Origin of the sequence: Qipengyuania citrea (assembly GCF_009828015.1) — a bacterium.
GTDB classification, from domain to species: domain Bacteria; phylum Pseudomonadota; class Alphaproteobacteria; order Sphingomonadales; family Sphingomonadaceae; genus Qipengyuania; species Qipengyuania citrea.
In genome coordinates, this window is the sequence record NZ_WTYG01000002.1 from 377,019 (window position 1) to 403,753 (window position 26,735).

21 protein-coding genes are annotated in these 26,735 nt (G+C 63.9%); 13 read left to right on the forward strand and 8 right to left on the reverse strand.

Features of this window, described 5'->3' with window-relative positions:
• Nucleotides 1-5 precede the first annotated feature (5 nt).
• From fabD to GRI55_RS07390, 4 genes are all read left to right on the forward strand, one after another.
• The gene (gene fabD, locus GRI55_RS07375; protein WP_160766692.1) at nucleotides 6-944 is read left to right on the forward strand and encodes an ACP S-malonyltransferase; all 939 of its coding nucleotides are present in this window, start codon (nucleotides 6-8) and stop codon (nucleotides 942-944) included.
• Nucleotides 944-1,696, forward strand: coding sequence for a 3-oxoacyl-[acyl-carrier-protein] reductase (fabG, locus tag GRI55_RS07380; protein ID WP_050601329.1), 753 nt, complete (start codon nucleotides 944-946; stop codon nucleotides 1,694-1,696). Before fabD ends, fabG begins: the two co-directional genes overlap by 1 nt.
• 147 nt (nucleotides 1,697-1,843) lie before the next feature.
• The gene (gene dnaN / locus GRI55_RS07385) at nucleotides 1,844-2,968 is read left to right on the forward strand and encodes a DNA polymerase III subunit beta (RefSeq protein WP_160766693.1); all 1,125 of its coding nucleotides are present in this window, start codon (nucleotides 1,844-1,846) and stop codon (nucleotides 2,966-2,968) included.
• Nucleotides 2,969-3,023: 55 nt separating this feature from the next.
• Nucleotides 3,024-4,106 carry a DUF2855 family protein gene (locus tag GRI55_RS07390; RefSeq protein WP_160766694.1) on the forward strand — a complete coding sequence of 361 codons (1,083 nt, stop codon included), beginning with the start codon at nucleotides 3,024-3,026 and terminating at the stop codon, nucleotides 4,104-4,106.
• An 81-nt stretch (nucleotides 4,107-4,187) separates the two neighbouring features.
• Here GRI55_RS07390 and GRI55_RS07395 read toward each other — a convergent pair whose 3' ends face one another.
• The 4 genes from GRI55_RS07395 to GRI55_RS07410 all read right to left on the reverse strand — a co-directional run bounded on the left by GRI55_RS07395 (nucleotide 4,188) and on the right by GRI55_RS07410 (nucleotide 9,945).
• On the reverse strand, nucleotides 4,188-5,198 hold the full coding sequence (locus tag GRI55_RS07395) for a zinc-dependent alcohol dehydrogenase family protein (RefSeq protein WP_160766695.1): 1,011 nt from the start codon (nucleotides 5,196-5,198) through the stop codon (nucleotides 4,188-4,190).
• The gene (locus GRI55_RS07400) at nucleotides 5,195-6,946 is read right to left on the reverse strand and encodes an N-acyl-D-amino-acid deacylase family protein (protein ID WP_160766696.1); all 1,752 of its coding nucleotides are present in this window, start codon (nucleotides 6,944-6,946) and stop codon (nucleotides 5,195-5,197) included. Before GRI55_RS07400 ends, GRI55_RS07395 begins: the two co-directional genes overlap by 4 nt.
• A gap of 62 nt (nucleotides 6,947-7,008) precedes the next feature.
• Nucleotides 7,009-8,496: an MFS transporter gene (locus GRI55_RS07405; protein ID WP_160766697.1), complete on the reverse strand. Its 1,488-nt coding sequence runs from the start codon at nucleotides 8,494-8,496 to the stop codon at nucleotides 7,009-7,011.
• 138 nt (nucleotides 8,497-8,634) lie between these two features.
• Nucleotides 8,635-9,945, reverse strand: coding sequence for an FAD-dependent oxidoreductase (locus tag GRI55_RS07410; protein ID WP_160766698.1), 1,311 nt, complete (start codon nucleotides 9,943-9,945; stop codon nucleotides 8,635-8,637).
• A 185-nt stretch (nucleotides 9,946-10,130) separates the two neighbouring features.
• Between GRI55_RS07410 and GRI55_RS07415 the strand changes: the two genes are divergently transcribed.
• The 6 genes from GRI55_RS07415 to GRI55_RS07440 all read left to right on the forward strand — a co-directional run bounded on the left by GRI55_RS07415 (nucleotide 10,131) and on the right by GRI55_RS07440 (nucleotide 18,191).
• The gene (locus GRI55_RS07415) at nucleotides 10,131-12,350 is read left to right on the forward strand and encodes an EAL domain-containing protein (protein WP_082847699.1); all 2,220 of its coding nucleotides are present in this window, start codon (nucleotides 10,131-10,133) and stop codon (nucleotides 12,348-12,350) included.
• A 115-nt stretch (nucleotides 12,351-12,465) separates the two neighbouring features.
• Nucleotides 12,466-14,301, forward strand: a complete 1,836-nt coding sequence (gene lepA, locus GRI55_RS07420) for a translation elongation factor 4 (RefSeq protein ID WP_063512766.1) — start codon at nucleotides 12,466-12,468, stop codon at nucleotides 14,299-14,301.
• Between the two features lie 98 nt (nucleotides 14,302-14,399).
• Nucleotides 14,400-14,726 carry a DUF6481 family protein gene (locus GRI55_RS07425; protein ID WP_160766699.1) on the forward strand — a complete coding sequence of 109 codons (327 nt, stop codon included), beginning with the start codon at nucleotides 14,400-14,402 and terminating at the stop codon, nucleotides 14,724-14,726.
• 573 nt (nucleotides 14,727-15,299) lie between these two features.
• Nucleotides 15,300-15,923, forward strand: a complete 624-nt coding sequence (locus GRI55_RS07430) for a hypothetical protein (RefSeq protein ID WP_202392402.1) — start codon at nucleotides 15,300-15,302, stop codon at nucleotides 15,921-15,923.
• A 9-nt stretch (nucleotides 15,924-15,932) separates the two neighbouring features.
• Nucleotides 15,933-17,288, forward strand: a complete 1,356-nt coding sequence (locus tag GRI55_RS07435; RefSeq protein ID WP_202392403.1) for an anti-phage deoxyguanosine triphosphatase — start codon at nucleotides 15,933-15,935, stop codon at nucleotides 17,286-17,288.
• A gap of 6 nt (nucleotides 17,289-17,294) precedes the next feature.
• Nucleotides 17,295-18,191: an HNH endonuclease gene (locus tag GRI55_RS07440; protein ID WP_160766701.1), complete on the forward strand. Its 897-nt coding sequence runs from the start codon at nucleotides 17,295-17,297 to the stop codon at nucleotides 18,189-18,191.
• 149 nt (nucleotides 18,192-18,340) lie between these two features.
• Here GRI55_RS07440 and GRI55_RS07445 read toward each other — a convergent pair whose 3' ends face one another.
• The 3 genes from GRI55_RS07445 to GRI55_RS07455 all read right to left on the reverse strand — a co-directional run bounded on the left by GRI55_RS07445 (nucleotide 18,341) and on the right by GRI55_RS07455 (nucleotide 21,603).
• Nucleotides 18,341-19,078: a hypothetical protein gene (locus GRI55_RS07445; protein ID WP_160766702.1), complete on the reverse strand. Its 738-nt coding sequence runs from the start codon at nucleotides 19,076-19,078 to the stop codon at nucleotides 18,341-18,343.
• 352 nt (nucleotides 19,079-19,430) lie between these two features.
• Nucleotides 19,431-20,696, reverse strand: a complete 1,266-nt coding sequence (locus GRI55_RS07450) for a glutamate-5-semialdehyde dehydrogenase (protein WP_160766703.1) — start codon at nucleotides 20,694-20,696, stop codon at nucleotides 19,431-19,433.
• Nucleotides 20,697-20,739: 43 nt separating this feature from the next.
• Nucleotides 20,740-21,603: a pyrroline-5-carboxylate reductase family protein gene (locus tag GRI55_RS07455; protein WP_269149436.1), complete on the reverse strand. Its 864-nt coding sequence runs from the start codon at nucleotides 21,601-21,603 to the stop codon at nucleotides 20,740-20,742.
• 133 nt (nucleotides 21,604-21,736) lie between these two features.
• On the opposite strand from GRI55_RS07455, the gene proB reads away from it, so the two are divergent.
• On the forward strand, nucleotides 21,737-22,885 hold the full coding sequence (gene proB, locus GRI55_RS07460) for a glutamate 5-kinase (protein WP_050601142.1): 1,149 nt from the start codon (nucleotides 21,737-21,739) through the stop codon (nucleotides 22,883-22,885).
• A gap of 87 nt (nucleotides 22,886-22,972) precedes the next feature.
• On the forward strand, nucleotides 22,973-23,776 hold the full coding sequence (locus GRI55_RS07465) for an outer membrane protein assembly factor BamD (RefSeq protein WP_063505241.1): 804 nt from the start codon (nucleotides 22,973-22,975) through the stop codon (nucleotides 23,774-23,776).
• Nucleotides 23,777-23,782: 6 nt separating this feature from the next.
• Here GRI55_RS07465 and GRI55_RS15230 read toward each other — a convergent pair whose 3' ends face one another.
• Nucleotides 23,783-24,940: a GGDEF domain-containing protein gene (locus GRI55_RS15230; RefSeq protein ID WP_156493964.1), complete on the reverse strand. Its 1,158-nt coding sequence runs from the start codon at nucleotides 24,938-24,940 to the stop codon at nucleotides 23,783-23,785.
• Nucleotides 24,941-25,070: 130 nt separating this feature from the next.
• On the opposite strand from GRI55_RS15230, the gene recN reads away from it, so the two are divergent.
• Nucleotides 25,071-26,735, forward strand: a complete 1,665-nt coding sequence (gene recN, locus GRI55_RS07475; protein WP_160766705.1) for a DNA repair protein RecN — start codon at nucleotides 25,071-25,073, stop codon at nucleotides 26,733-26,735.

Below are 26,735 nucleotides of genomic sequence, written 5' to 3' on the forward strand. Positions count from 1 at the left end.
ATTTTATGACTGCATTCATCTTTCCCGGCCAGGGCAGCCAGAAGGTCGGCATGGGCGCCGATCTCGCCGAAGCCAGCGCGCATGCGCGCGAAGTGTTCCAGGAAGTCGACGAAGCGCTCAAGCAGAAGCTTTCCGCGCTGATGAAGGACGGCCCCGAAAGCGAACTGACGATGACTGCCAATGCGCAGCCGGCGATCATGGCCAATTCGGTGGCCACTGCCCGGGTCCTCGAAAAGGAATTCGGCGTGACGCTGGCCGACACGGCCGATTGCGTCGCGGGCCATTCGCTCGGCGAATACAGCGCGCTGTGCGCCGCCGGGGCATTCTCGCTGACCGACACGGCCAAGCTGCTGCGCCTGCGCGGCATCGCAATGCAGGATGCGGTTCCGATCGGCGTCGGCGCGATGGCCGCGCTGCTCGGTGCCGATATCGAAAAGGCCACCGCGCTGGCCGAGGCAGCGGCCCAGGGCCAGGTCTGCGAAGTCGCCAATGACAACGATCCGACGCAGGTCGTTATCTCCGGCCATGCCGAGGCGATCGACCGCGCGATCGAGATGGCCAAGGATCACGGGATCAAGCGCGGCATCAAGCTGCCCGTTTCGGCGCCGTTCCACTGTTCGCTGATGGGTCCTGCTGCGCTGCGCATGAAGAACGCGCTCGAAACGACGCCCCCGCAGGCCTTTGCAGTGCCGCTGTTCGCCAATGTCACTGCCGCACGCGTCACCGATCCGGCGGAAGAACAGGCGCTGCTGGTCGATCAGATCACCGGCCGGGTCCGCTGGCGCGAAAGCGTTCTGGCGATGCGCGAGGCAGGCATCGAACGGTTTGTCGAAGTGGGCGGCAAGGTGCTCGCCCCGATGGTGGGCCGCATCGACAAGGAGGCCGCAACCGTCAGCCTCGTCACCATGGAAGACCTCGAAAACTTCGCCAAGGAGAACGCATGATGTTCAGCCTCGAAGGAAAGACCGCGCTCGTGACCGGGGCCAGCGGGGGGATCGGTTCGTCGATCGCCTACGCGCTGGCGAAGCAGGGTGCGCGCCTCGCGCTGTCCGGCTCCAACGGCGACAAGCTGCGCGCCTTCCGCGAACAGCTCAACGACGAATTCGGCCATGACCATGTCGAGATCACCTGCGACCTTTCCAATCCGACGCAGGTCGAGGAACTGATCCCGGCCACCGTCGATACGCTGGGTTCGATGAACATCCTCGTCAACAATGCCGGCATTACCCGTGACAATCTGGCCATGCGGATGAAGGACGACGAGTGGGACCAGGTGATCCGCATCAATCTCGAGGCGAGCTTCCGCCTGATGCGCGCCAGCGCACGGCCGATGATGAAGGCCAAGGGCGGACGGATCATCTCGATCACCAGCGTGGTCGGGCACACCGGCAACCCCGGCCAGATGAACTATGTCGCCGCCAAGGCGGGCCTGACCGGCATGTCGAAAAGCCTCGCGCAGGAACTGGCGAGCCGGAACATCACCGTGAACTGCGTGGCCCCCGGCTTTATCCGCACAGCGATGACCGACGCGTTGAACGACGAGCAGAAAGCGGCGATCAACGGGCGTATTCCGATGGGCCGCATGGGCGAAGGCGACGAGATCGGCGCTGCGGTTGCCTACCTTGCCAGCGACGAGGCAGCCTATGTCACCGGCCAGACGCTGCACGTGAACGGCGGCATGGCGATGATGGGCTGATTTCACCCACTTTTCCCCAAGGAATTGCGGCGCCGCGGCGTCCGGCCTTGCCCCCCAAGCCCGCCCCGCTAGGGTGACTATCCGTATTCCGGCGCTGGTGGGGCGATTCCGGCCTGCCAGGCGCCCAAGAGGGACGAAAGTAGGACCATGAAGGCCACCATCGAACGCGCGACGCTGCTGCGTTGTCTCAGCCACGTCCAGTCGGTCGTGGAGCGCCGCAATACCATCCCGATCCTCTCCAACGTGCTGATCGAAGCCGAAGGCGACAATTCGCTCAGGGTCATGGCAACCGACCTCGATCTGCAGGTGATCGAGCATATGGAAGCCAATGTCGACAGTGCAGGGGCGATCACCGTTTCGGCGCACCTGCTGTTCGATATCGCACGCAAGCTGCCCGAAGGTTCGCAGGTCAGCCTCGAAGCGGCGGAAAACCGCATGGCGATCAAGGCGGGGCGCAGCCGCTTCTCGCTGCCGACGCTCCCGCGCGACGACTTCCCGGTCATCGTCGAAGGCGATCTGCCGACCAGTTTCGAACTGCCCGCCAAGACCTTCGCCGACCTCATCGATCGGACGCGGTTCGCGATCTCGACCGAGGAAACCCGGTATTATCTGAACGGTATCTTTTTCCACGTGTCGGACGACAACGAACCCGTCCTGCGGGCGGCCGCAACCGACGGTCACCGGCTCGCGCGCTTCACTCTGCCGCGGCCTGATGGGGCAGAAGGCATGCCCGACGTGATCGTACCGCGCAAAGCCGTGGCCGAACTGCGCAAGCTGCTCGACGAGTCGCTCGACGGCAATGTCCAGATCGACCTGTCGGCCAGCAAGGTCCGCTTCACGCTCGGCGGCGAGGGCGGAGTGGTGCTGACCAGCAAGCTGATCGACGGGACCTTCCCCGATTATTCGCGCGTTATTCCAACGGGTAACGACAAGCTCCTTAAGCTCGACCCGAAGATCTTCCACGAAGGGGTCGACCGCGTGGCGACGATCGCCACCGAGAAGACCCGCGCGGTCAAGATGGGGCTCGATCGGGACAAGGTCACGCTGACCGTAACCAGTCCCGACAATGGCACCGCGACCGAGGAAGTGCCGGCGGAATATTCGTCCGACGGGTTCGAAATCGGCTTCAACGCGGGCTATCTCAAGGACATCCTCAACCAGATCGATGCCGACACGGTGGAAATCCATCTGGCCGATGCTGGCGCCCCGACGCTGATCCGCAAGGACGAGAATTCGCCCGCGCTCTACGTCCTCATGCCGATGCGGGTTTAAGCGCTCGCATTGGCGTATATCTGCGGTTAGCGTCGCTCTCGAAGGAGAGACGCGAATGCAGCAAGTCCATGTCCGCAAGAATGCAATCGGCGAGGCCCGACTGGTCGATTGCGACCAGGTAAAGCTGGCCGACGATGCCGTGCGCCTGGAAATCGAAAGCTTCTCGGTCACGGCGAACAACGTGACCTATGCGGTCGTCGGCGACGGCTTCGGATACTGGAACTTCTTCCCCGTGCAGGGGGCAGGCACCGACGGCATGGGCATCGTGCCCATGTGGGGCCATGCACGCGTGATCGAAAGCAATGTGTCCGAGATATCCGTGGGCGAGCGGGTCTATGGCTACCTGCCTATGGCGACGCATCTGGACGTCGTGCCCGGAAAACTGTCCGCCAGCGGCTTTACCGACATGGCCGCACATCGCCAGCCGATGAGCCCGGTCTACAACAGCTATTCGCGGCTTGCAGCCGACCCGGAACACGATCCGGCGCGCGAAGGCGAACGGATGATCTTCGGTCCGCTGTTCAAGACCGGTTTCCTGATCGAATACTTCATGCGCTCGCAGGACTGGTTCGGCGCCGAACAGGTAATCCTGACCAGCGCATCGTCCAAGACTGCCATGGGCCTTGCCAGCACCGCCAGGCATCGTTCGCCGGATATCCGGCGGATCGGCCTGACCTCTTCGGGGAATGTCGCTTTCGTGAAGCAGAGCGGTCTCTACGACGAAGTGCTCGCCTATGACGATGTGCAGGCATTGGCAGGCCAGCCCGCGGTATCGGTCGATTTTGCCGGCAACGCCCGTCTGCTGGGCGCGATCCATGCGCATCTTGGCGACGCGTTGAAGTACTCCTGCCTGGTGGGGGCGACGCATATCGAGGAGCGCGGCGGCGGGGCGGGGGACTTGCCCGGACCGGCGCCGACGCTGTTCTTCGCACCCGACCATGCGGTTGCGCTATTCAAGGATCTGGGGCCGCAGGAAGCGGGCCGCCAGATGGCCGAGAGCTGGCGTATATTCCTTGCCGATGCCGGCGACAGCGTGACCATTGAACGCCATGCGGGCCTTGCTGCTGCGCGCGCCGTTTTCGTCAGAATGGCCGGCGGCAGTGTGGATCCCGCCAAGGGAATCATCATCGAACCGTGATGGGCCGCCGGGGGCCGGTGGAGGCCGGCCCCGCGATACCCGGTCAGTGTCCGGTCCCCGCTATGGCAGGTAACCGCGCCCCTAGATCTCGACTGAGATTTTGCCGAAGTGGCTCCCGCTTTCCTGATGGCGGAAGGCATCGGCGAGGTCTGCTAGCGCGAAGGTATCGCTGATGACCGGCTTGATGCCGTTGGCCTCGATCGCAGCGATCATGTCCTGCTGCATCGCGCGGCTGCCGACGGTGAGGCCCTGCACCTTGAGGTTCTTGGAGAACAGCAGCGCGGTCTGCACCGGCCCGGCGAAACCTGCCAGCACACCGATCAGCGCGACATGCCCGCCAACGCGTGTGGCCAGCATCGATTGGTCGAGCGTGCCCGCCCCGCCGATTTCGACCACGCAGTCGACCCCGCGCCCGCCGGTTATCTCCAGCGCCTTCGGGCCCCAGGCTTCGACTTCCTTGTAATTGATCAAATGGTCCGCCCCCAGTTCGCGCACCCGTTCGAGCTTCTCGTTCGAAGAAGAGGTGGCGATGACAGTGGCGCCCGCGGCCTTCGCGAACTGCAGGGCGAAGATCGAGACCCCGCCCGTGCCCTGGACCAGCACGGTGTCCCCCGGCTTGACCGCGTAGTCGACGAACAATGCGCGCCAGGCGGTCAGCCCGGCGCAGGTCAGCGTTGCAGCCTCGGCATGGCTGAACCCGGAGGGTGCGCGCGTGAACCAGTGGGTCGGGGCAGTCACTGCCTCGCGCGCATAGCCGTCGATCCCGTCACCGGGAACGCGGGTGAACGCGCTGGACGGCGGGCGGCCGTCGAGCCAGTCGGGGAAGAAGGTGCTGACCACCTGGTCGCCCACGGCGAATTCGGTCACCCCGTCGCCAACCGCCGAGACGATGCCAGCGCCATCCGACATGGGGATGCGACCCGGTTCGGTCGGGATCATGCCTTTCACGACGGCGTAATCGTGATAGTTGAGCGAACTGGCCTTCAGATCGACGGTAATCTCGCCCGGACCGGGCGCCGCTGCGGCGTCGATATCGACCCATTCCAGCGCATCGAGGGTGGACGGCTTCGCGCCCGTACGGATTGCTTTCATTCTGCAGCCTCCAGCATTTCGGCCCGCTGCGGGCCGCGGATCAGGCCACCGGGCGCCTCGCCCGTCCATTCGCCTTCGCGGAATGTAACCTTTCCGTTCTTGATCGTCGCGACATAGCCATCGGCCTTCTGCAGCAAGCGTTTGCCGCCCGCAGGCAGGTCGAAGGCCAGCCAGGGCTTGCCCAGCTTGATCCGGTCCATGTCGATGATGTTGATATCGGCCAGATAGCCGGGCGCCAGCACGCCGCGGTCCTCCAGCCCGTAGAGCCGGGCCGTGTCGTTGCATTGCCGCTTGATCGCATTTTCGAGGCCGATCGTGCCGCGCGCCCGGTCACGCACCCAGTGCTGCAGCATGAAGGTGGGCGAGGCGGCATCGCAGATCGTCCCGCAATGCGCGCCGCCATCGGACAGCGAATTCACCGTGTCGTCGGCGTGTTGCAGGTCTTTCAGGAAATCGAGATTGCCATCGGCGTAATTGAGGATCGGCAGGTAGATGAAGCCCTTGCCCTCGTCGCGGCACAGCAGCTCGTAGGCATATTCATCGCCCGACATGCCCGCTGCCTTCGCGCGTTCGAGAATACTTTCTTCCGCGGTCGGTTCGTAATTGAAGTCGGGGTCCATTTCGAACTGCATGTTCCAGCCGCCGCAAACGACCATGATCAGGCCCATGATGTCCTGGTTGACCTCGGAAAAATCGTGCTGTTCGGCGATCAGGCGCGCCTTGAACTCGGGGTCGAACAGCTTGGCCTTCTGCTCTTCCCATGGAAGGTCCTCGATTTCCTTCCAGCTCGGTTTGAGCCGGAAGGGATGCACGGTGCCCTGCCACGCCATGACGATGCCGTTGCCGCGCAGCGCGATCTGCGCGACGATGTTCGCGCCATTGTCGTTCTCGGCGCGCATGCTCTCGATCTGCTCGTCGAGCGGCATTTCCTTGGCGATCGACTGGAGCGCCGCGAAGGTGACCGGCAGCCCGGTCTCGCGGCTCATCTGGCCCATCCAGCCGAACTCGTCCCATTCGCGCATCATGTCGCTGGCCATTTCGAACACGCCATGCCCGGCGCGGCCCATTGCGCGGCCGATCTCGACCAGCTCCTCGGCAGTGGCAGTGGTGCCGGGGACGACTTCGCCGCCGATATCGCGGTGCAATACGGTGCGCGAGGTGGAGAAACCCAGCGCGCCCGCGCGTACGCCGTCTTCGACGATGCGGCTCATGGCGGCAATGTCTTCGGCGGTCGGCACGGCCCCGGGACGCTCGCGATCGCCCAGCACATAGGCGCGCACCGAGCCATGCGGGACATGGGTGCCGACATCGACGGTACGGGGCAGTTCTTCCAGCGCATCGAGATATTCGGGGAAGGTTTCCCAGTTCCACTTCATGCCCTCCGCCAGCGCGGTCCCGGGAATGTCTTCCACGCCTTCCATCAGGCCGATCAGCCATTCGTGCTTGTCGGGACGCGCCGGAGCGAAACCGACACCGCAATTGCCCATGACGACGGTCGTTACGCCGTGCCAGCTCGACGGGGCCATTTCCTGGTCCCAGGTCGCTTGTCCGTCGTAATGCGTGTGAATGTCGACGAAGCCGGGGGTGACCAGGTGACCCTGCGCATCGATTTCCTCGGCGGCGTCGCCGCTGACGTGGCCCACTTGAGCGATGAGCCCGTCCTTCACGGCGAGATCCCCGGTAAAGCGGTCCTGTCCGGTACCATCGACAATGGTCCCGTTGCGAATGATCAGATCATATGCGGGCATGTTGGTGCTCCTCTCTCCGCCGAGGAAGGTTCCACATTGCAACCGATGAGTCCAGCGCCGAGCTATTCGGCGTGCGTGGGCATGCGGACAGCAAGCAGGACGAGGAAGCCGATCGCGAACAGCAGGTGGATCGAAGTCATGCCGATCCGCTGGTCGCCCGACCACAGGGTGAACTGTTCGACCAGCAGCGGCCCCATCCATACGGTGATGGTGCCGGCAATCGCGTAGAGGCCGAAGAATTCACCGCTACGGCCCGGCGGGGCAAGCGTGACCAGCATCGTACGGCTCGACGAAATGCTGGCGGTGGCGGTCACCGCGATCACGCTGATGAGACCGAGATAGACGAGGTCCGACAGGGTGCGGAAGACGAGCCCGTCCCACACCACCACATTGTCGACCAGGCCGAGGAACAGGCTTTCGCGGGTGATACTCAGCTGGAGTAGTCCGACACCCACCATGGCGAGGATTTCCAGCGCCAGCGCGCGCTTTACGCCGACCTTTCCTTCGAGCCAGCCGCCGAAAATGCCGCCGCCGAATGCGCAGGCGCTGGCGAAGATCGCGTAGCAGAGCATTTCGAGGAAATTCCAGCCGAGAAAGAGCGCGACATAAACCGCGCCGAGCGCCAGCAGCGCAGCCATCGCGTCGGCGTAGAACATCCGCGCGATGAGGAACCGCATCAATTCGCGGTATCGCGCTGCCTCGCGCAGCGTGCGCGCAACGCTGCGTGCGCCTTCCCGGAAGGCGCGCATCCAACTGGCCCCGGGGACGCCCGGGTCTCGTGCCCTGGTGAAGAAGGGTATCGAGAACAGCACCAGCCACACCGCGCAGATCGGGCCGGCTAGCCGCGCATGTTCGAACGTCGTCAGGTCGATTCCGAATTGCGGCGCCGCGAATGGCCAGGCGATCGCAGCGGGCAGCACGAAGAGCACGGCAATCGCGAGAAAGATCAAGGTCGCAGCGAGGTTGCCGAGACCCAGTCCGAGACCCGATATCATCGCCAGTCGGCGTGGTTCGCCCGACACGCTGAGCATCGCATTGTGCGTCACTTCTGAATAGGTGTAGCCGACATAGGCGACCACCAGCAGGGCCATGATCGCGGGAACCGGCAGGCCTTCGCCCCCCGGCATCGCGAACCACAGCAGCGCCGAACAAACCGCGATGGCCCCGAGAAACAGCGCGAGGATCGGTTTCAGCCGCCCGCCGCGGTCGAGCGCCGCACCCAGGACCGGCGCGGTCAGGGCGGCAATGAAACCGGCCCATTTGGTCACCGAGGCTATGGTTGCCTGCCCCTGCGCATTGGCCGCGGCAAGCGCGTCGCCGGGCGGCAGGTCGTCCAGCGCACCGCTGGCAAGCAGGTCCGCGCCGATGATGTCGCGCGCAAAATAGGGCGCGAAGATGTAGATCACGATCAGGATGTAATAGGGGTTGCGGGCCCATTCGAAGATCGCCCAGGCAAAGCCGGTTCGACCGAAAGCGCCGCCTTCGCCCGTCGTCTGGCGCGGCGGTTGGCTGGCAAGCGGGTTCGCCAAGAGCGCGGGATCGGCAGTCATGTCATTGTCCTTGCGATCCGCCTGGTCCGGGCTGGACAGCAGTGCTGGGGGTATCGATTGCGGAGCGGCCGGGCGGACAAGGGCGGTATCCCCCGGTCGGCATGGCCGGGGTGTCGGACCTGTGCGAGCGAAGGACGATCACGCGCCGCGTGCTGCGATCATGCTTTCGATATCGACGAACTTCTCCCGCGGCGCTCCTTCGCGCGCGGCTGCGATCTCGGCTTCCTCGATTTTCTGCCAATCGCGGAAAGTGACGATCTCGATCCCGCGTTCCTGCGCCAGTTCGTCGAAACCCGCGCGGCCAGGTTTGCCGGAGCTTGCGGCGATGTCTTCATCGACCGTGTCGATGACCCCATATCCATCGGGCCGGTTGGTGCCGATCGTGCCGCTGGGGCCGCGCTTGGCCCAACCGACGCAATAGAGGCCGGGCAGGATACGGCCCTGGTCATTGGCGAAATGTCCCGCCCGCTGGTCGAACGGCACGCCCTCTATGGCCGAGGTGCGATAGCCGATACAGCTGACGACCAGATCGGCCGGCAGGTTATAGGTTTCGCCGGTACCCACCGCGCGCCCGGTTTCGAGGCGGGTCCGCTCCACTTCGATGGCACTTACCCGGCCGTTCGTGGCGGTGATGGCTCGGGGACTGGCGAAGAAATCGAACTCGATAGAAACCGGTTTGGCATTGCGGTCGGCTGCCGCAGGCTGCGCGAATTCGCGCAGCAGCGTGACCGATTTGCGCACCCCCGGTTCGAGAACGGCATCGTCGGCAACCGGCGGCAGGTCGGCCGGATCGACCTGCGGAGCGGCGCGGTCGAGCGTCCCCAACTCGCCCAGTTCCTTGGGCGTCATCATGATCTGGTGCGGACCGCGCCGGCCGAGGACGGTGATTTTCTCGATAGCGCTGCCGCGCAAAGCCTCGAGCGCGTGGGCGACGATGTCCGAGCCGGCAAATTCGCCTTCGGTCTTGGCCAAGATCCGCGCCACGTCGAGCGCGACATTGCCCATCCCGATGACGACGGCATGTTTGCCCGATAGCACGGGGTCCATCCCCGCAAACTCGGGGTGGCCGTTGTACCAGCCGACGAATGCCGCACTGCCAAAGACATTTCCGGTCCGCGCGCCAGGGATTTCCAGCGGGCGATCCTGCGGCGCGCCCGTGGCCAGGATGACCGCATCGTAGAGCGAACCGAGCTCCTCGATGGAAACCGAACCACCGACGTCGACATTGCCGATGAAGCGTACCGATTGGCCGATCGCCGTTTTTTCGTACCGACGCGCAACCGCCTTGATCGACTGGTGATCGGGCGCGACGCCGGTGCGGATCAGGCCGAACGGCACCGGCAATTTGTCGAAGATATCGATCCGGGCGTCATCGCCCCATTTCTTGACGGCGGCTTCGGCCGTGTAATAGCCCGCCGGACCCGATCCCACGATCGCGATATGCCGCATGTCTTTCTCCCCCGAGACATGCCTTCCATGCACATGGTCGGGGCAGCTGGCAAGCAGCGGACTATGTGCGGTACACCGCAGATCACATGGTTATCCGTTTGGAAAGAAGTTGCGTTTATCTACATGGTTCGCTGCGCTGAGAGGGAATTTCGGCGCACAGAGGCTACTCGGGAGCATGAGTTCACATGGCAGGGTTCTTCTCGCGTGCGTCGCGGGCGAAGACGGAACGACGCGAAGGTTCACAGCCTGCGCCGCTGCGTCCGATCGCCATCACCGATGCCGAACGCCGGGTGGAACTGCTCGACAGTTTCGAGGCCGCAGGTCTGGGCTGGTTCTGGGCGACCGATGCCGAAGGCCGGCTCATCTACCTGTCCGACAATGCGGCGAAAGAGCTCGACTGGACGCAGGGCGAAGCGATCGGCAAATCGCTGAGCGAACTCTTCATCCCCGAGAAGGTCGATGATCCCGACCGGCCCGAGCGCCCGCTCGCGTTCCTGCTGCGGGCGCGCAACTCGATCAGCCAACTCAATGTCCGCCTCGCCATAGAGGGGCGCGAAGTCTGGTGGGAAATCGCGGGCAAACCGCAGTTCGACGAGCAGGAGCGCTTTACCGGCTATCGCGGTAGCGCGAAGGATATCACGGCCAGCCGGGAAAACCGGCGCGATGCCGAACGGTTGGCGCAATACGATCCGGTTACCGGTCTGGCCAACAGCCACCGGATGAACCGGCGTCTGGCCGAATTGCTCAAGGCCTATCGCAATTCCAAACGGACCTGCGCGTTGCTGATGGTCGACCTCGACCGGTTCAAGCAGATCAACGATTCGCTGGGTCATGCCGCGGGCGACGAACTGCTGAAGCAGGTTGCTGCGCGGCTTGAACGGATCATCGGGAGCAAGGGGGAAATCGCACGCCGGAGCGCGGACTCGTTCCAGATCGTGTTGCCCGACATGGATGACCGCGGCGCCTTGGGCGATCTGAGCCAGCGCGTCATCCAGATGCTGTCGCAGGCCTATTCGATCAACGATTCGCGCGCGGTCGTCGGAACGTCGGTCGGGGTCGCCATTGCGCCTTATGACGGGCTCGATCCGGAAGGGCTGATATCGGCCGCCGATCTGGCGCTGCATGCCGCCAAGAGCGGTGGGCGGGGCCAGTACCGCTTCTATTCGGCCGAGCTCAAGGATGGCGCGAAACATCGCCGGCAGATCGAGGAAGACCTGCGCGACGCCATCGAGAACGGGCAGGTGGTCATGCACTACCAGCCACTCGTCTGCGCCAAGACGCATATGGTCCGCGGGTGCGAAGCCTTGATGCGCTGGAATCATCCGGACCGCGGCGCGATTTCGCCCGAGGATTTCATCTCCGTGGCCGAGGAAATCGGCATTGTCGGGGAAATGGGCGAATGGGCGTTGAACGAGGTCTGCCGACAGGCGGCCGAATGGCCGCTCGAACTGCGCGTGGCGGTAAACGTCTCGCCGATGCAGTTCGCGCACGACAATTTTCCGCAGATCGTCGCAAACGCGCTCAAGCAAAGCGGCCTGACACCCGAGCGGCTCGAACTCGAAATTACCGAGAGCGTGTTCCTCGGCGATGCCGGACGCACCCAGCGGATTTTCGAGGAATTGAAGGCGCTCGGCGTCAAGCTGGCGCTCGACGACTTCGGGACCGGGTACAGCTCGCTCAGCTACCTGCGCACTGCGCCGTTCGACAAGATCAAGATCGACCAGAGCTTCGTGCGCGGCGCGACCGAGGAAGGCAACAACAACGCGGCCATCCTCAGCGCTATCGTCAGCCTTGCAGATGCGCTCGACATGGAAACAGTGGCAGAGGGCGTCGAGGCGAAGGACGAACTCGATCTCGTGACCAAGCGCGGGGCAACACTGGTCCAGGGGTATATCTTCGCCCGCGCCATGCCTCACGCAGAGTTGCTCGAACGGCTGGAGGCGGGCGAGCTCAAATATGAACCGCGCGGCCCGGCGAAATACCGTGCGACCCGCAAGACCGTGTTCCGCCGCATCGGTCTGATCCACGAAGATAGCCGCTACCGGGTGGTCATGCGCAATCTCTCGAAGACCGGGGCGCGGATCGAGGGGCTTATGGACGTGCCTCTGGGCACCGAAGTCGTGCTCGACCTGGGCAATGGCCAATTGGCCGTCGCAACCGTACGCCGGTCGAAGGGCTCGGTGCAGGGCGTCGAGTTCGAGACCCCGTTGATCAGCGACGGCGCCGACGGCCTGTGCACCCGCCACCGCGTCTCGCCCTATCAGATCGAAGCGGCCGGCAGCCCGCTGACGACCTTGCCGCAGGATCCCTACTCGCTGATCATGGCGGGGCGGGGGGAAGCCTCGTCGAAGCGCAAGTTCGTCGAGGTCGAGGTCGGCACGCCCAAAGCGGGCACCAGCTACTGATTATCGGACCAGCTGCGGGAATCGCGTCGCAGAGGGCGCTTGGCGAGAATGCCTGCCACGGCTAAGGCGCGGGCGAGGCATGTCTTGTGCCATCTTTTCCGATTAAGCAGTTTGTATGACCGATCTCAGAAAAATCCGCAATTTCAGTATCATTGCCCATATCGATCATGGCAAGTCGACGCTCGCCGATCGGCTGATCCAGCATTGCGGGGGGCTGACCGATCGCGAGATGTCCGAGCAAGTGCTTGATAACATGGACATCGAGAAGGAGCGCGGGATCACCATCAAGGCGCAGACCGTGCGTCTCACCTACACCGCGCGCGACGGCGAGACCTATGAGCTCAACCTCATGGACACGCCCGGCCATGTCGACTTCGCCTATGAAGTCAGCCGCTCCCTCGCCGCGTGCGAGGGCGCGCTGCTGGTGGTCGACGCGGCGCAGGGCGTCGAAGCGCAGACGCTCGCCAATGTCTACCAGTCGATCGAGCACGACCACGAGATCGTCCCCGTCATCAACAAGATCGACCTCCCTGCCGCCGAACCGCAGCGCGTCGCCGAGGAGATCGAGGAGATCGTCGGCATCGAGGCCACCGGCCCGTGGGAAGAGGGCGGCGCGGTGCTCACCAGCGCCAAGTCGGGCATCGGCATCGAGGAAACGCTGGAGGCGCTGGTCAAGCGCATCCCCCCGCCCACCGGCGACCGCGACGCGCCCTTGAAGGCCATGCTGGTCGACTCATGGTACGACCCCTATCTCGGCGTGGTCATCCTCGTCCGCGTGATGGACGGCGCGATCAAGAAGGGCCTGAACGTCCGCTTCATGCAGGGCGGCACGCAGCACCTGATCGACCGCGTCGGCTGCTTCACCCCCAAGCGCACCGATCTGCCCGAACTCGGCCCGGGCGAGATCGGCTTCATCACCGCGCAGATCAAGGAAGTCGAACAGGCGCGCGTCGGCGACACCATCACCACGGTGAAGGGCGGGGCGGACAAGGCGCTGCCCGGCTACAAGGAAGTCCAGCCGGTGGTGTTCTGCGGGCTGTTCCCCGTCGATGCCGCCGATTTCGAGAAATTGCGCGAGAGCATCGGCAAGCTGCGGCTCAACGATGCCAGCTTCAGCTTCGAGGCCGAAAGCAGCGCCGCGCTGGGCTTCGGCTTCCGCGCGGGCTTCCTCGGCCTGCTGCACCTGGAGATCATCCAGGAACGCCTGACGCGCGAATACGATCTCGACCTGATCACCACCGCCCCCTCGGTGGTCTACCGCATCCAGCTCAACAAGTCGCGCACCGACCCGGCGCAGGAGCTGATGCTGCACAACCCCGCCGACTATCCCGATCCCAGCCGCATCGAGCAGATCGAGGAGCCGTGGATCAAGGCGGTGATCTACACCCCCGACGAATATCTCGGCGCGATCCTCAAGCTGTGCCAGGACCGCCGCGGCATCCAGGTCGATCTGACCTATGTCGGCGGCCGCGCTCAGGTGACCTACGAACTCCCGCTCAACGAAGTGGTGTTCGATTTCTACGACCGGCTCAAGTCGATCAGCCGCGGCTATGCCAGCTTCGACTATGAACAGATCGGCCTGCGCGAGGGCGACCTCGTCAAGATGAGCATCCTGGTGAACAACGAACCGGTCGATGCGCTATCGATGATCGTCCACCGCGATGTCGCCGAAAGCCGCGGGCGCGGTATGTGCGAACGGCTGAAGGACCTCATCCCGCGGCACCTGTTCAAGGTGCCCATCCAGGCCGCGATCGGCGGCAAGGTGATCGCGCGCGAAACCATCGCCGCGATGCGCAAGGACGTGACCGCCAAATGCTATGGCGGCGACATCAGCCGCAAGAAAAAGCTGCTCGAAAAGCAGAAGAAGGGTAAGGCGCGGATGAGGGAATACGGAAACGTCAGTATTCCGCAGGAAGCGTTCATTGCCGCGCTGCGGATGGGCGAGGAATAGGGCGCGTCCCCAGCGCCAGCGCTGTCCAGCCCCCCCCCCNCCCAACACACACACAGCCGGCCCCCCCCGCCGGCCAACCAGAAACGAGATTACCGCCTATGTCCGGATATAAGGACCCCGATTTCCAGGATCGCCGCGCGCTTGCGCAGAAGGCGCGCGCCAAGGCGCTCGAGAAACTGGCCGACGCGCCCAAGCTCGACGAAGCGACGATTGCCAAGCGCAAGGCCGCGCAGGAAGCGCGTGAAGCCGCCATCGCCGAAAAGAGCGCCGCCAAGCGCGCCGCAATCGCGCAGGCCAAGGCCGACAAGCAGGCCGCCGCCAAGGCGAAAGCCGAAACCGACGCGGTCCCCGCACCGACCGAAGCGGAGCTCAAGGCCGCGCGCGACGCGAAATATGCGGCGCGGAAGAAGCGGAAGAAGGGGTAGGGCGAGCTCTGTTGGGGACGGTGTGATCGCAGGCGCCTAACGCAGGCTCTTGGTTTGCCAAGCGACGAGTTGGAAGCCGTTGCGCGTCAGCACATCCGCGACCTTCGGCCGACCGCGATGCGCAGCATCACGGAGCGACGTCATGTGACGCATGGAGCGATTGCGCTAGCAATCGCGGAACGGCGCGCGGTGTTCTCGCTGCATTTAAGGATGCCTAGACGAAATGCCACCGGCACATGCGACAAGTAATGGCTGTGGATTGTCAAGTTCCGGCACTTGCAGATTAACGGCGGCAATGCGATTCGCGGAAGTTGACTGAAGTGGGGAGCCAGGATTGGCGCCTGACCCCCCTTCAACCACCGAAACCTGAGCGGTTGTGGTGGAGGTCGTTTCCGTGCTGGAAACCTCGCGTGTATGATCTCGTGGGGTCGGACCCGTCAAGCAACTGCTCTAAATTTGAATTGGGTTAGGAAACAGACTTTCAACAGGCTTTTCCACAACCCAATTCGGCTTTGAGGCGAGTTGTAAGAAATGGCGTTAGAGAACATACACCTTCGGAAGCTGCTAAAGCTCATGTACCTCGAGCCGAACAAACGTCGTTCGGCTTTGCGGACGGACATTCGCGAGGACATCCGGCGCGAAGCAGGCGAAGATGGAGGCGGCGGAGACTTCTACTCCCCATTCTGGGCCGATGCGAAGGCACACGTGTTTGGTGGCCCGGACCTCAGGGAATCCACGGCAGAAAGAATTGCAGCCAACGATCGCAGAAGCAATTTGTACCCGCAATTGCGAGATGGTTTTCTGAGCTGGTGGGACGAGAGAAGGCGTTGGACAAACCTTCCCTTCAATCCCGGGCGCAAGCTTAAAGCTCGCTTCCAATTTCCCGAATTCGACGCGGTCGTTAAAATTGATAACATTCTGACAGTCGTAGACGGTAACGGTGACGAACATGTCGTATATTCTTATTTTGCCCCCGAGCCGGCGCTTTCTGCGGACGCTGCTCGCTTGGGTCTTTGGGTTTTAACTCAAGCTTTTCCTGCTGTTCCCCCGAGCGAGTTGCGGATATTGGATATCATTCGCGGTAACACGTTTTCCATCGATCGCACGCCACTTACTGGTGAGGAAGAAATTGAGCTTCGCGCACGCTATGCTCGGCTAGTTGTTGAACGCGACAACTTGCGTGCCGAGTACGAGTAGGAGATTCGTTTGCTTAACCGCGACACTGTGTGGGAGACCCGTCGCTCCCAATGGGTGAAAAAGCCGAAGGATGCGCGCACGGCTGGCGATATCGACTACGCGCGCGTAATCCATTCAGCATCATTTCGCAGACTCCAGGGTAAGACGCAAATTCTCAACCTCGGCGACAGTGATTTCTATCGCACGCGTCTTACTCACTCGCTGGAAGTGGCGCAGATTGCTGGCAGTCTAGGCGCTCAGCTTCGCCAAAATTATTTGGGTCACGATGCTATCAACTTCATACCAGATCGCAGCATGCTACAAGCCATCGCCTCTACCCATGATCTTGGGCATCCACCCTTTGGTCATGGCGGAGAGGTCGCGCTCAATTACTGCATGCGAAACGCCGGGGGTTTTGAAGGCAATGGCCAAACGCTGCGAATCCTCTCGAAGCTAGAGAAATTTTCGGATCGGGATGGTGCCGATCTCTGCCGCGAGGCACTCCTTGGCGTATTGAAATATCCAGTGGCTTTCAGCGCAGCTGTAAATCCGGGTATCCGCCCGCGGATGCTACCTGACACGAGTGGCACGCCGTTGCTGGATCGCACGGCTTCAAAGCCACCGAAGTGCTACATGGACAGTGAAGCTGACGTGGTGGAATGGTTGCTTGAACCTCTTTCCGGAGCCGACAGGGAAGCGTTCCAAGCTTTCGATTTGAAGGAGGGCAAGCATGCCAAAGCCCGCCACAAATCCTTTGCTTGCAGCATCATGGACTTAGCGGACGATATTAGCTTTGGGATTCATGACATGGAAGACGCGTTGGCCCTCGGTCTTGTCGACCAAGAAGGCTTTCGCCGGCATGTGACCTCGGAGAGAACCGAGGGGCTTCTCGATTACTTGAACAGCAACTACGCGGGAAAATACGGCAATGATGTCTACGGTGGATTGGTTGAACTAATTTTCGCGAACGGGGCCGAACGGAAGCATCAGATAAATCGTATTCTCAACTTCGTTATCACTAGTGTAGAGATTGACGTGTTGTCGGAGTTTGAGGAGCCGCGCCTGCGATATCGCGCTCGATTGCCTGAGCCAGTGGCGCGTTTTGTTGAGGCAGTGAAAGATTTTATCCGCGAAGAAGTGATTTTTAGCCCAGGCGTTCAGCATCTGGAATTCAAAGGTCAGATGATGGTTATCTCTGTCTTCGAGGTAATGAAGTCTGATCCGAAGAGCTTTCTGCCTCCCGACATCTACGCAAAGTATAGGCATAGTGCGGATCCGATGCGTGACATTTGCGACTATGTTGCGGGAATGACAGATACCTATCTACTCCAAACCTACGAACGGCTGTTCGCACCGAGAGTCGGTTCAGTGTTTGACAAACTTTGATCGACGATGGCTTTCGGCGTTTTCATGCATAAGGATGGGTCAACCTACGACGACATTCCCGAGGTGCATTATCAGTTTCCGAAAATCTATCTCAGCCGTGCCCAGCAGATGGTCGGCGACTGGGTTGTCTATCGAGAGCCGGTCAAAATTCGAAACTCGAAAGGCTTTTTCGCCGTGGCGAAGGTCGAGCGGATCATTACTGATCCAGATAAGACGGATCACTATCGCGCGCTCATCGAGGAAGGTAGCTACTTACCGTTCGAGCCGACTGTCGCGCATATCGTGAATGGCGAGCAAGTGGAGCAGGGGGTTCTCAATGAAGCCGGCAAGGTTTCCGGCCGGGCCCAAGCTGCCGTGCGCCCGTTGTCGCCATCGGACTTCGCCCGCATCATTGCGCTCGGCCTGCCAGACGAGAATTTCCTACCTCGCAGTGATGGCGACGTTATCGCAGACAATCGTGTCTACGAACCTCAAACCCCGTTCGAGATCGACCGACCCATCGTCCAGTCACTCATCTCCAAGCCGTTCCGTGATCGCGCGTTCCGTCGCGCCGTGATGCACGCCTATGATGGCCGCTGCGCGGTGACGGGCTGGAAGCTGGTCAATGGCGGCGGTCGCTTGGAAGCGCAGGCTGCGCATATCCGCCCGGTCGAACATGGCGGCCCCGATAGTGTGCGCAATGGCCTCGCGCTATCCGGCACCGCGCATTGGATGTTCGACCGTGGTTTGATTGGCTTCAGGGATGATCTGGAGATCATCGTGCATCGGAAGGTCAATGACCGCGAGGGTGTCGAGGCGATCATCAATCCCACGGGCAAGCTCAAGGCGCCGGAGATCGAGTCGTACCGGCCGCATTCGAAGTACTTGTCGTGGCACCGCGAGTTTCACGGGTTCGACGCGTAGCTTCAACGCGCCCCTGTGAAGGCATTCCAAGGTTCGGTTTTTTGTTTGGACCCTGCGGGCGCGAGCCATCCGGCTCGCTTGCTTCCTCGCATAAGCTCGGGCGCGCGGTCGCGCTTGCCTCGCCTTCGGCTCGGGGACAGTGCCTTCAATCAGCTTTCGGACTGGTCCGCCTCCGCGCGCTGCCCATAGAGCGGATGCTCCGGGTCGTCGCTTGCCTTGTAGCCGCGCGCGATATCTTCGTCTCGCAGGCGTTCGAATTCGGCGTAGGCGGCCAGCGTGCGCGGGCTTAGCTGCGCTTCAATCTGCTGGCGGAAGACGGCGACCTTGCGCGCGATGGAGGCGCGCACTTCGGCGGGGGAGGTGCGGCGCTGCTCCTTCTCCCACTGCCGCCGCCATTTCGCCTTGAGCCGCTTCTTCTCCATCCGCCCGATCGCGTTGAGCGCCTTGGGGCGGCCGCCCGCAAAGCGCTCGGGCGCGCGGTTGCGCAGCATGAACATCAGTAGCCGGTCGTTGTGCACGCGGCGGCTGCCGACGAGCTTGCCGTAGGAATAGACCGGCACCTCGACCCCGTTCAGGGCGTGGTCCATCGCGACATCCTCGATCCGCTGCATGCCGAGATCGAGCGCGGCCTGCCACGCGGCGCGGAAGCTGGCGGCTTTAGGGTGGCGGCGCAGGAGATAGGCGCCGACCTCGGCGCGGCCGACCTGGCGGCAGGCGCTGGCGACGCTGCCGGTATCCGCCAGCGCCTCGATAAAGGCGCGCTGGACCTGCGGCTTCCAGCCGTTCGACCGCTCCTTCGCGCGCGGGACGGGGGTGAAGGCAGGCAGCGTGCCGCGCGCGGTGTGCGGGTGCTGGGTGGGGGCGGTGTCGGGGTCGTGGTCGGCCATCTGCGGGGATGGAGCAGATTTGGCGCGAGTAGGAAAATCTGGTGGAAGGGGAGTCCTTGCTTTTCGAACCCGCATCCGCGGGTTCGTCCTCGGGGCTGTTCCTCCGTCGCTGCGCTCCTGCGGGCCCCTGCGGGCGGCCGGTCGGCCTTGCCGTTCGCTGGTCGCGAACGGGACTTGCGCGTTACGATAGCGGCTCGCACTGGTTCCGAGCCGCAGACGAGGCAAGGGCGGAAGCGTAGTCGAAGACGCAGCTGGCCGAAGGCCACCTGCACGCCCGCCCGCAGCGGGTGCAGCTTGCTGAACATCTAGCGAGGACGAACCCGCGGATGCGGGTTCGCAAAACCAAACCAGCTTACGGCCGCGTCTGTCCGTCGCCGTGGACGAGGTATTTGAAGCTGCACAGCTGTTCGAGCCCGACCGGGCCGCGGGCGTGCATCTTGCCGGTGGCGATACCGATTTCCGCGCCCATGCCGAACTCGCCGCCATCGGCGAATTGCGTGCTGGCGTTGTGCATCACGATCGCGCTGTCGATGCTGGTCATGAACTTGCGCGCGGCGGCGTCGTCCTCGGTGATGATCGCGTCGGTGTGGTGGCTCGAATGCTCCTCGACCCAGGCGATCGCCTCGTCGAGCCCGTCGACGATCTTCACGCTGGCGATGGGGTCGAGATATTCGGTGTGCCAGTCGTCCTCGGTGGCCTGCTTGAGGCGGCCGTCGATCGCCACGGCATCGGCATCGCCGCGCAATTCGCAATCGGCGCCCATCGTGTCGGCGAATTTGGGAATGAAGTCTGCGGCCACCGCGCGGTCGACGACCACGCTCTCGGTCGCACCGCAGACGCCGGTGCGGCGCAGCTTGGCGTTGCGGATGACCTTGACTGCCTTGTCGAGATCGGCGGCGGCGTGGACGTAGCTGTGGCAATTGCCGTCGAGGTGGAGGAGGGTGGGGACGCTCGCCTGGTCGCGCACCAGCTCGACCAGCCCGCGCCCGCCGCGCGGGATCACCAGGTCGACGAATTCATCCGCCTTGAGCAGCGCGGCGACCGCACCGCGATCGGTGGTGCCGACGGTCTGCACCGCGTCTTCGGGCAAGCCCGCTGCAGCGAGGCCGTTGCGCATGCATTCGACGATCACGCGGGTCGAGTGACGGCTTTCGCTGCCGCCGCGCAGGATCACCGCATTGCCCGACTTGAGGCACAGGGCGGAGGCGTCGGCGCCGACATTGGGGCGCGATTCGTAGATCATGCCGATCACCCCGATGGGCACGGCAACGCGCTCGATGGTGAGGCCGTTGGGGCGCTCGAAGCTGGCGAGCTGGCGGCCCACGGGATCGGGCAGTTCGGCGATTTCCTCGAGCGCGCCGGCCATGCCCTCGATGCGGTCCTCGGTCAGGCGGAGACGGTCGACGAAGCTCTCGGGCTTGCTGCCTTCGACGCCTTGCACGTCCTCGCCATTGGCTTCGAGCAGTTCGCCCATCCGGCTGCGCAGCGCCTTGGCGGCTTCGCGCAGCGCGTTGTTCTTCGCCTCGGTGCTGGCGGACAGCAGCGCGCGCGCGGCCTTGCGGGCGCGCTGGCCGAGGTCGTGGATATGGATCTGCGGGTCGGGGGTCTGGTCGGTCATAGGTTCTCTCGTATGCTTGCGTCGGGGCGGGAGGCGCCGGGTATCAGCGCAGCTCGACCGCGCGGTCGTAGGCTGCCTGCAGTGTATCATGCAGCCGGGTGGAAAGGCCACCGTCGCCATTGAGCGCGTTCAGGCCCGCGGCGGTGGTGCCGCCCTTGCTGGTCACCGAATTGCGCAATTCCTCGAGGCTGGGCGCGGCCGGTTCGCTGGCCATCGCGATCGCGCCGCCGATCGTGCCGAGCACCATGTCGCGCGCCTCGTCCTCGTCGAAACCCTGCGCCATCGCGGCTTCGGCATAGGCGCGCGCGATTTCGAAGACGTAGCCGGGGCCCGATCCGGCCACTGCGGTAACGCGGTCGAGCTTTTCCTCGCTGTCGACGGTGATCGTCGCACCCGCGCGGCGCATGAAGGCCTCGGCATGCGCGACATGGTCGCTGGTGGCATGCGGGCCGGGGCAGATCCCGCTCACGCCGCGGCCGATCGCCGCGGGGAGGTTGGGCATCGTGCGGACCACCGGCGCATCGCCCATCAGCTGCGACAGGCGTCCGGCGGAATAGCCCGCGGCAATCGACAGGACATAGCCGCCGGGGGCGAGATGGTCGGTATAGTCGGCGAGGATATCGTCGATCAGCTGCGGCTTTACCGCGGCAACCACGAGGTCGAAGCGCTGGTCGGCGATCGCGGAGCGGTCGGTTACCAGCGTAACGCCATCGGGAACTTCGCTACCCGCGGGATCGACGACAGTTATCGCTTCAGGGCCCTCGACCCACTGCGAAAGTAAAGCGGAACCCATTTTTCCGCATCCGACAATACAAACAGTTTTCGTAATGACTAAAATCCGTTTCCGAGCAATCGGGCTCTTGTGGTTTCTTGTACTTACTTGACTATAGAATATGCCGCGGTGCAGTACTTGCCTTTAACTTTGTCAGTTACCATGCTTTTCGCGACCGGCGGATATTCTCAAAATGTGGTTGTGCAGTGCACAAACGCTATCTATATTGCCGTTGAGAAATTTCAAGTCTGTGCAATAATTGAAGTCTATGGCAAAAAAACGAAACATCGTCGTCAAAATCGGTTCGGCCCTGCTGGCCAATCTCGAACTCCTTACACCGCGTTACGGTTTCCTCCAGCGCCTGCTGGAAGACGTCGCCCAGCTCCGCGCCGAAGGGACCAATGTGATCCTGTGCTCGTCGGGCTCGGTCGCCCTGGGGCTGCGCATCATCGGGGAAACGCCCGAAAGCGCGGGTGTTTCCGACAAGCAGGCCGCCGCCGCCTGCGGCATGCCGCTGCTGCTCAACGCCTACAAGCAGGTGGGGCATGAATTCGGCTTTGAAATCGCGCAGGTGCTGCTCACGCTCGGCGACTTCGAGGACCACCGCCGCTTCCTCAACACGCGCAACACGGTGCACCGCCTGCTCGAGGCCAATGTGGTCCCGATCGTGAACGAGAACGACACGATCACCACCGAAGAGATTCGCGTCGGCGACAACGACCGGCTGGCCGCCAAGGTGGCACAGATGGTCGGGGCAGACGATTTCATCATCCTCACCGGGGTCGACGGGCTGTACGATCGCAACCCCGATGAACCCGGCGCGCAGTTCATCCCCGAGGTCGACGACGTGAGCCAGTATATGGACGCGACCAAGGGCAAGAGCACGCTGGGCACCGGCGGCATGGAAACCAAGCTGCTGGCAGCGAACATGGCGCAGGAAGCCGGGGTCACCACCTGGATCGCGCAGGGTGAAGTCGATCACCCGGTTTCGAGCGTGCTGGCGCAAACGCGCCGGTCGACCAAGATCCTGCCGCATCCCAACCCGCTGTCGGGCTGGGACAGCTGGATCGCCAACCGCCTGCAGATGGCGGGCAGCCTGGTGATCTCGGATACGCTGGCGACCGCGCTCAGCGGCGATCGCCCGATCCGGCGCGAGGACGTGATCTCCATGACCGGCGACTTCAGCCGCGGTGACGTGCTGCATATCTACGACAGCAAGGGGATCGAGCGGGCACGCGGGCTGAGTGATTTCACTTCCGAAGAACTGCGCGTGCTGACCAGCAATCCCGATACGCAGGCGGAAAAGCTGCTCGGATATCGCACCAAGGGCGAAGTGATCCGCAGCGCCAATCTGGTGATGCTGGAAAACCGCCACCTGCTGTGGGACGCACCCGAGGAAATCTCCGGTTCGGCCTGACGCCGGGCCGGGTCCGCGCACACGCGGGGGACAGCGGCGCGAACTTCACTTGGCGTTCATCGGCACGCTGGTTATAGGCTGCTTCCCATGACGACCCAGACCCGCTCACCCAGCAAGCTCATCCTTGGCGCCGCCCTTGCGGGGGCGACGCTGCTCACCGCCGGATGTGCGGGCGGCGATGGTGGGCCGCGCGATACCGCCTATGTCGCACGCGACGTGGAAACGCTCTATTTCGAAGCCAAGCGCCGGCTAGACAACGGGCAGGCGGAAATGGCCGCGGCGCTGTTCGACGAGGTCGAGCGTCAGCATCCCTATTCGCCCTGGGCGCGCCGCGCGCAGCTGATGGGTTCGTTCAGCTATTACGTCGCCAAGGATTACAACAAGGCGATCCAGGCGGCGCAGCGCTTCCTGCAGATTCACCCGGGCAACAAGGACGCACCCTATGCGTTCTACCTCATCGCGCTCAGCTATTACGAGCAGATCAGCGACGTCCAGCGCGACCAGCGGATCACCGACCAGGCGCTGACCGCGCTGAACGAGATCAACCGCCGGTTCCCCAACAGCGATTACGCTGCCGACGCCCGGCTCAAGATCGACCTCGTGCGCGATCACCTGGCGGGCAAGGAAATGGAAATCGGCCGCCATTACGAACGGTCGGGCAAGTGGATTGCCGCGCAGATCCGTTTCCAGAACGTGGTCGACACCTATGAGACCACCAGCCATGCGCCCGAGGCGCTCTACCGGCTGACCGAAACCAGCCTGGCACTGGGCGTTCCTGCCGAAGCGGTCAAATATGCCGCGGTGCTCGGGGCGAACTATCCCGGCACCGAATGGTACGAAAAGGCCTATGAACTGGTGCAGGACCATGCACCGGACGTCACCCCCGGCTGAGCCGGTTCAGGCCTGTCGCGCGGGCCGTGACGGGGTGCGCGCCTGCGCAGCGGCATCCTTTTCGAACGCCTCGACGCGGTCGCGGCCTTCATCTTTGGCGCGGTAGAGCGCACGGTCGGCCTGGCCGTAAAGCGCGGTCCAGTCTTCCGCCTGCGTGACCACTGCATCGGCCACCCCGATGCTGGCGGTGACCGCTTCGCCATGCGGCATTTCCGAAGTGCGGATTTCGCGCAGCAATTGCAGCGCCAGCGCCGGGTCGAGCGCATCGCTCCGGCTGAGCATGGCGAATTCCTCGCCCCCGAGCCGGGCCGCGCAGATATCCCCGCGCGCATGCGACAGCAGCACGGTGGCGATGGTCTGCAGCACACGGTCGCCCATATCGTGCCCGAAGCGGTCGTTGATCCGCTTGAAGCGGTCGATATCGATGACCATCAGCCGCAGCGACGCACCGCTGTCGGCGAAACCTTCGAACTGTTCGATCAGGGCACGGCGATTGGCCAGCCCGGTCAGCGGATCGCGCCGGGCAAGTTCGCCCGATTTGTGGCGTTCCTCCACCAAGCTTACCAGCAACTGCTGATGGCGTACCATCATCACCATCTGGAACCCCACCGCGATAAGGATCGACACCGCCAGCACGCGGTCCATCGTCGCGCCCGTTCCTGCCAGCACGCAGGCCACGGGCCCGAGTGTCACCAGCAGGACCGACATGGCGACGCTGCGCACTGCCATGAGGCAATAGCTCAGCATCAGTGCGCCCAGCGACATGATCGCCGGATAATAGAGCCGCACCTCCACCGGTGCGCTGGCCCAGCTGGCGACGCACCAGAGGCTGCCGAGCGCGGCGGCGAGCAGGCACAATTGCCACAGCGTGTCGATCGTCTTGCGCGCTTCCTCGGCAGTGGCCGAAGGGGCGAGCGGGCGCGCCACGCTGGCCAGCGCCAACGCGCACAGCACGAAAATGGCAGCGGGCAATCCGTAGGCAACCAGCGGCCCCGCGCCCGGGCTGGCGCCCAGGACGACCATCGGCAGGCTGAGAATGAAACCGACGAACAAAAGCCGGGCCTGGCCGCGCATGTGGCGGGCGGTAAGCAGGGTGAAGTCGTCGCGCAGGTGCACGGGTATGTCCGGCCCGAGAAGACCGTTGCAGATGCGTTTCCAACTCACGCCTCCCTTCTATGCATCATTTGCTAACTCTGCGTTTACGGCGGCGGATGCGTGCGATTGCGGCAAGCTTGTCGATTGCCGGCGATGCGCTGCTGACTCGGGTTTCGGCATTGGCTAGGAGGGAGGCCGAATGCTGACCCGCCTCTCCATCCGCAACATCGTGCTGATCGAAGCGCTCGACCTGACCTTCGGGCGGGGACTGGGCGTGCTGACGGGCGAAACCGGGGCGGGCAAGTCGATCCTGCTCGACGCGCTGGGGCTGGTGCTGGGCAATCGCGCCGACAGCGGACTGGTGCGGGGCGGCACCGACAAGGCCAGCGTTTCGGCCAGTTTCGAATTCGCCGCGCTGCCGCAGGGGCTGGCCGAGCGGCTCGACGATGCGGATATCGAGGTCGAGGACGGCGAACCGCTGATCGTGCGCCGGCAGCTCAGGCCCGACGGCAAGAGCAAGGCCTTCGTCAACGACCAGCCGGTCAGCGTCGGCCTGCTGCGCGAAATGGCGGGTTTCCTCGTCGAATTGCACGGCCAGCACGACGACCGCGGCCTGGTCAATCCGCGCGGCCACCGCACGCTGCTCGATCGCTTTGCCGGAGTCGATGGTGCGCAGCTCGCAGCCGCCTGGCGCGCGTGGCGCAGCGCCGACGAGGCGCTGGGTGAGGCGCGGCTCGCGGTGGAAACCGCCAAGGCCGACCAGGACCTGCTGCTTGCGCATCTGGCCGAACTGACCGCGCTCGAACCGCAGGCGGGCGAGGAAGCGCGGCTCGCCGCGGCGCGCACCGACATGCAGAAGGGCGAGAAACTGTCGGGCGATCTCGAGGAATTGCGGCACCTGTGGGAAGGCTCGGATTCGCCGCTCGCATCGCTGCGCGTGGCGGCGCGGCGGCTCGACCGCATCGCGCCCGAACACCCGCTGCTGGCCGAGGCATTGGGCGCGCTCGACCGGGCAGTGATCGAAGCGGGCGAGGCGGAGGAAAAGCTGCAGGCGGCGGCCGAGGCGCTCGTCCACGACCCTGCCGCGCTCGATGCCGCCGAAACCCGGCTGTTCGAACTGCGCGCGCTGGCGCGCAAGCACCGCTGCGAGGTCGACGAACTGCCCGAACTGATGCGCACGATGCGCGGCCAGCTCGACAGCATCGAGGGGAGCGAGGCGCAGCTCGACGCGCTCGAGGCCGCGGCGAAGGAGGCGGGGCAGCGTTACCGCGCGGAAGCGCAGGCGCTGCACGACCGGCGCGTTGCCGCAGCGCTGCGGCTCGACGAGGGGGTGGCGCGCGAACTGGCGCCGCTCAAGCTCGACGCGGCCCGCTTCCGCACTGCGGTCACGCCGCTGCCCGAAGACAAGTGGGGCGCGGGCGGGACCGATGCGGTCGAATTCCTCATCGCGACCAATCCGGGCGCCGATTTCGCGCCGCTGACCAAGATCGCCAGCGGCGGCGAACTGTCGCGCTTCATCCTCGCGCTCAAGGTCGCGCTGGCCGAGCAGGGCGGCGCGGCGACGGTGATATTCGACGAGATCGACCGCGGGGTTGGCGGCGCGGTGGCGAGCGCGATCGGCGAACGGCTCGCGCGGCTCTCTGCCGACGGGCAATTGCTCGCGGTGACGCACAGCCCGCAGGTCGCCGCGCGCGGGCGCATGCATTACATGATCGCCAAGTCGAGCGACGGGACGGTGACCAAGACCGGCGTCGCGCTGCTCGACGAAGGCGGGCGGCAGGAGGAAATCGCCCGGATGCTCAGCGGCGCGGAAGTCACCCCAGAAGCGAGAGCGCAGGCCGATCGGCTGCTGGAGGGGGCGTAA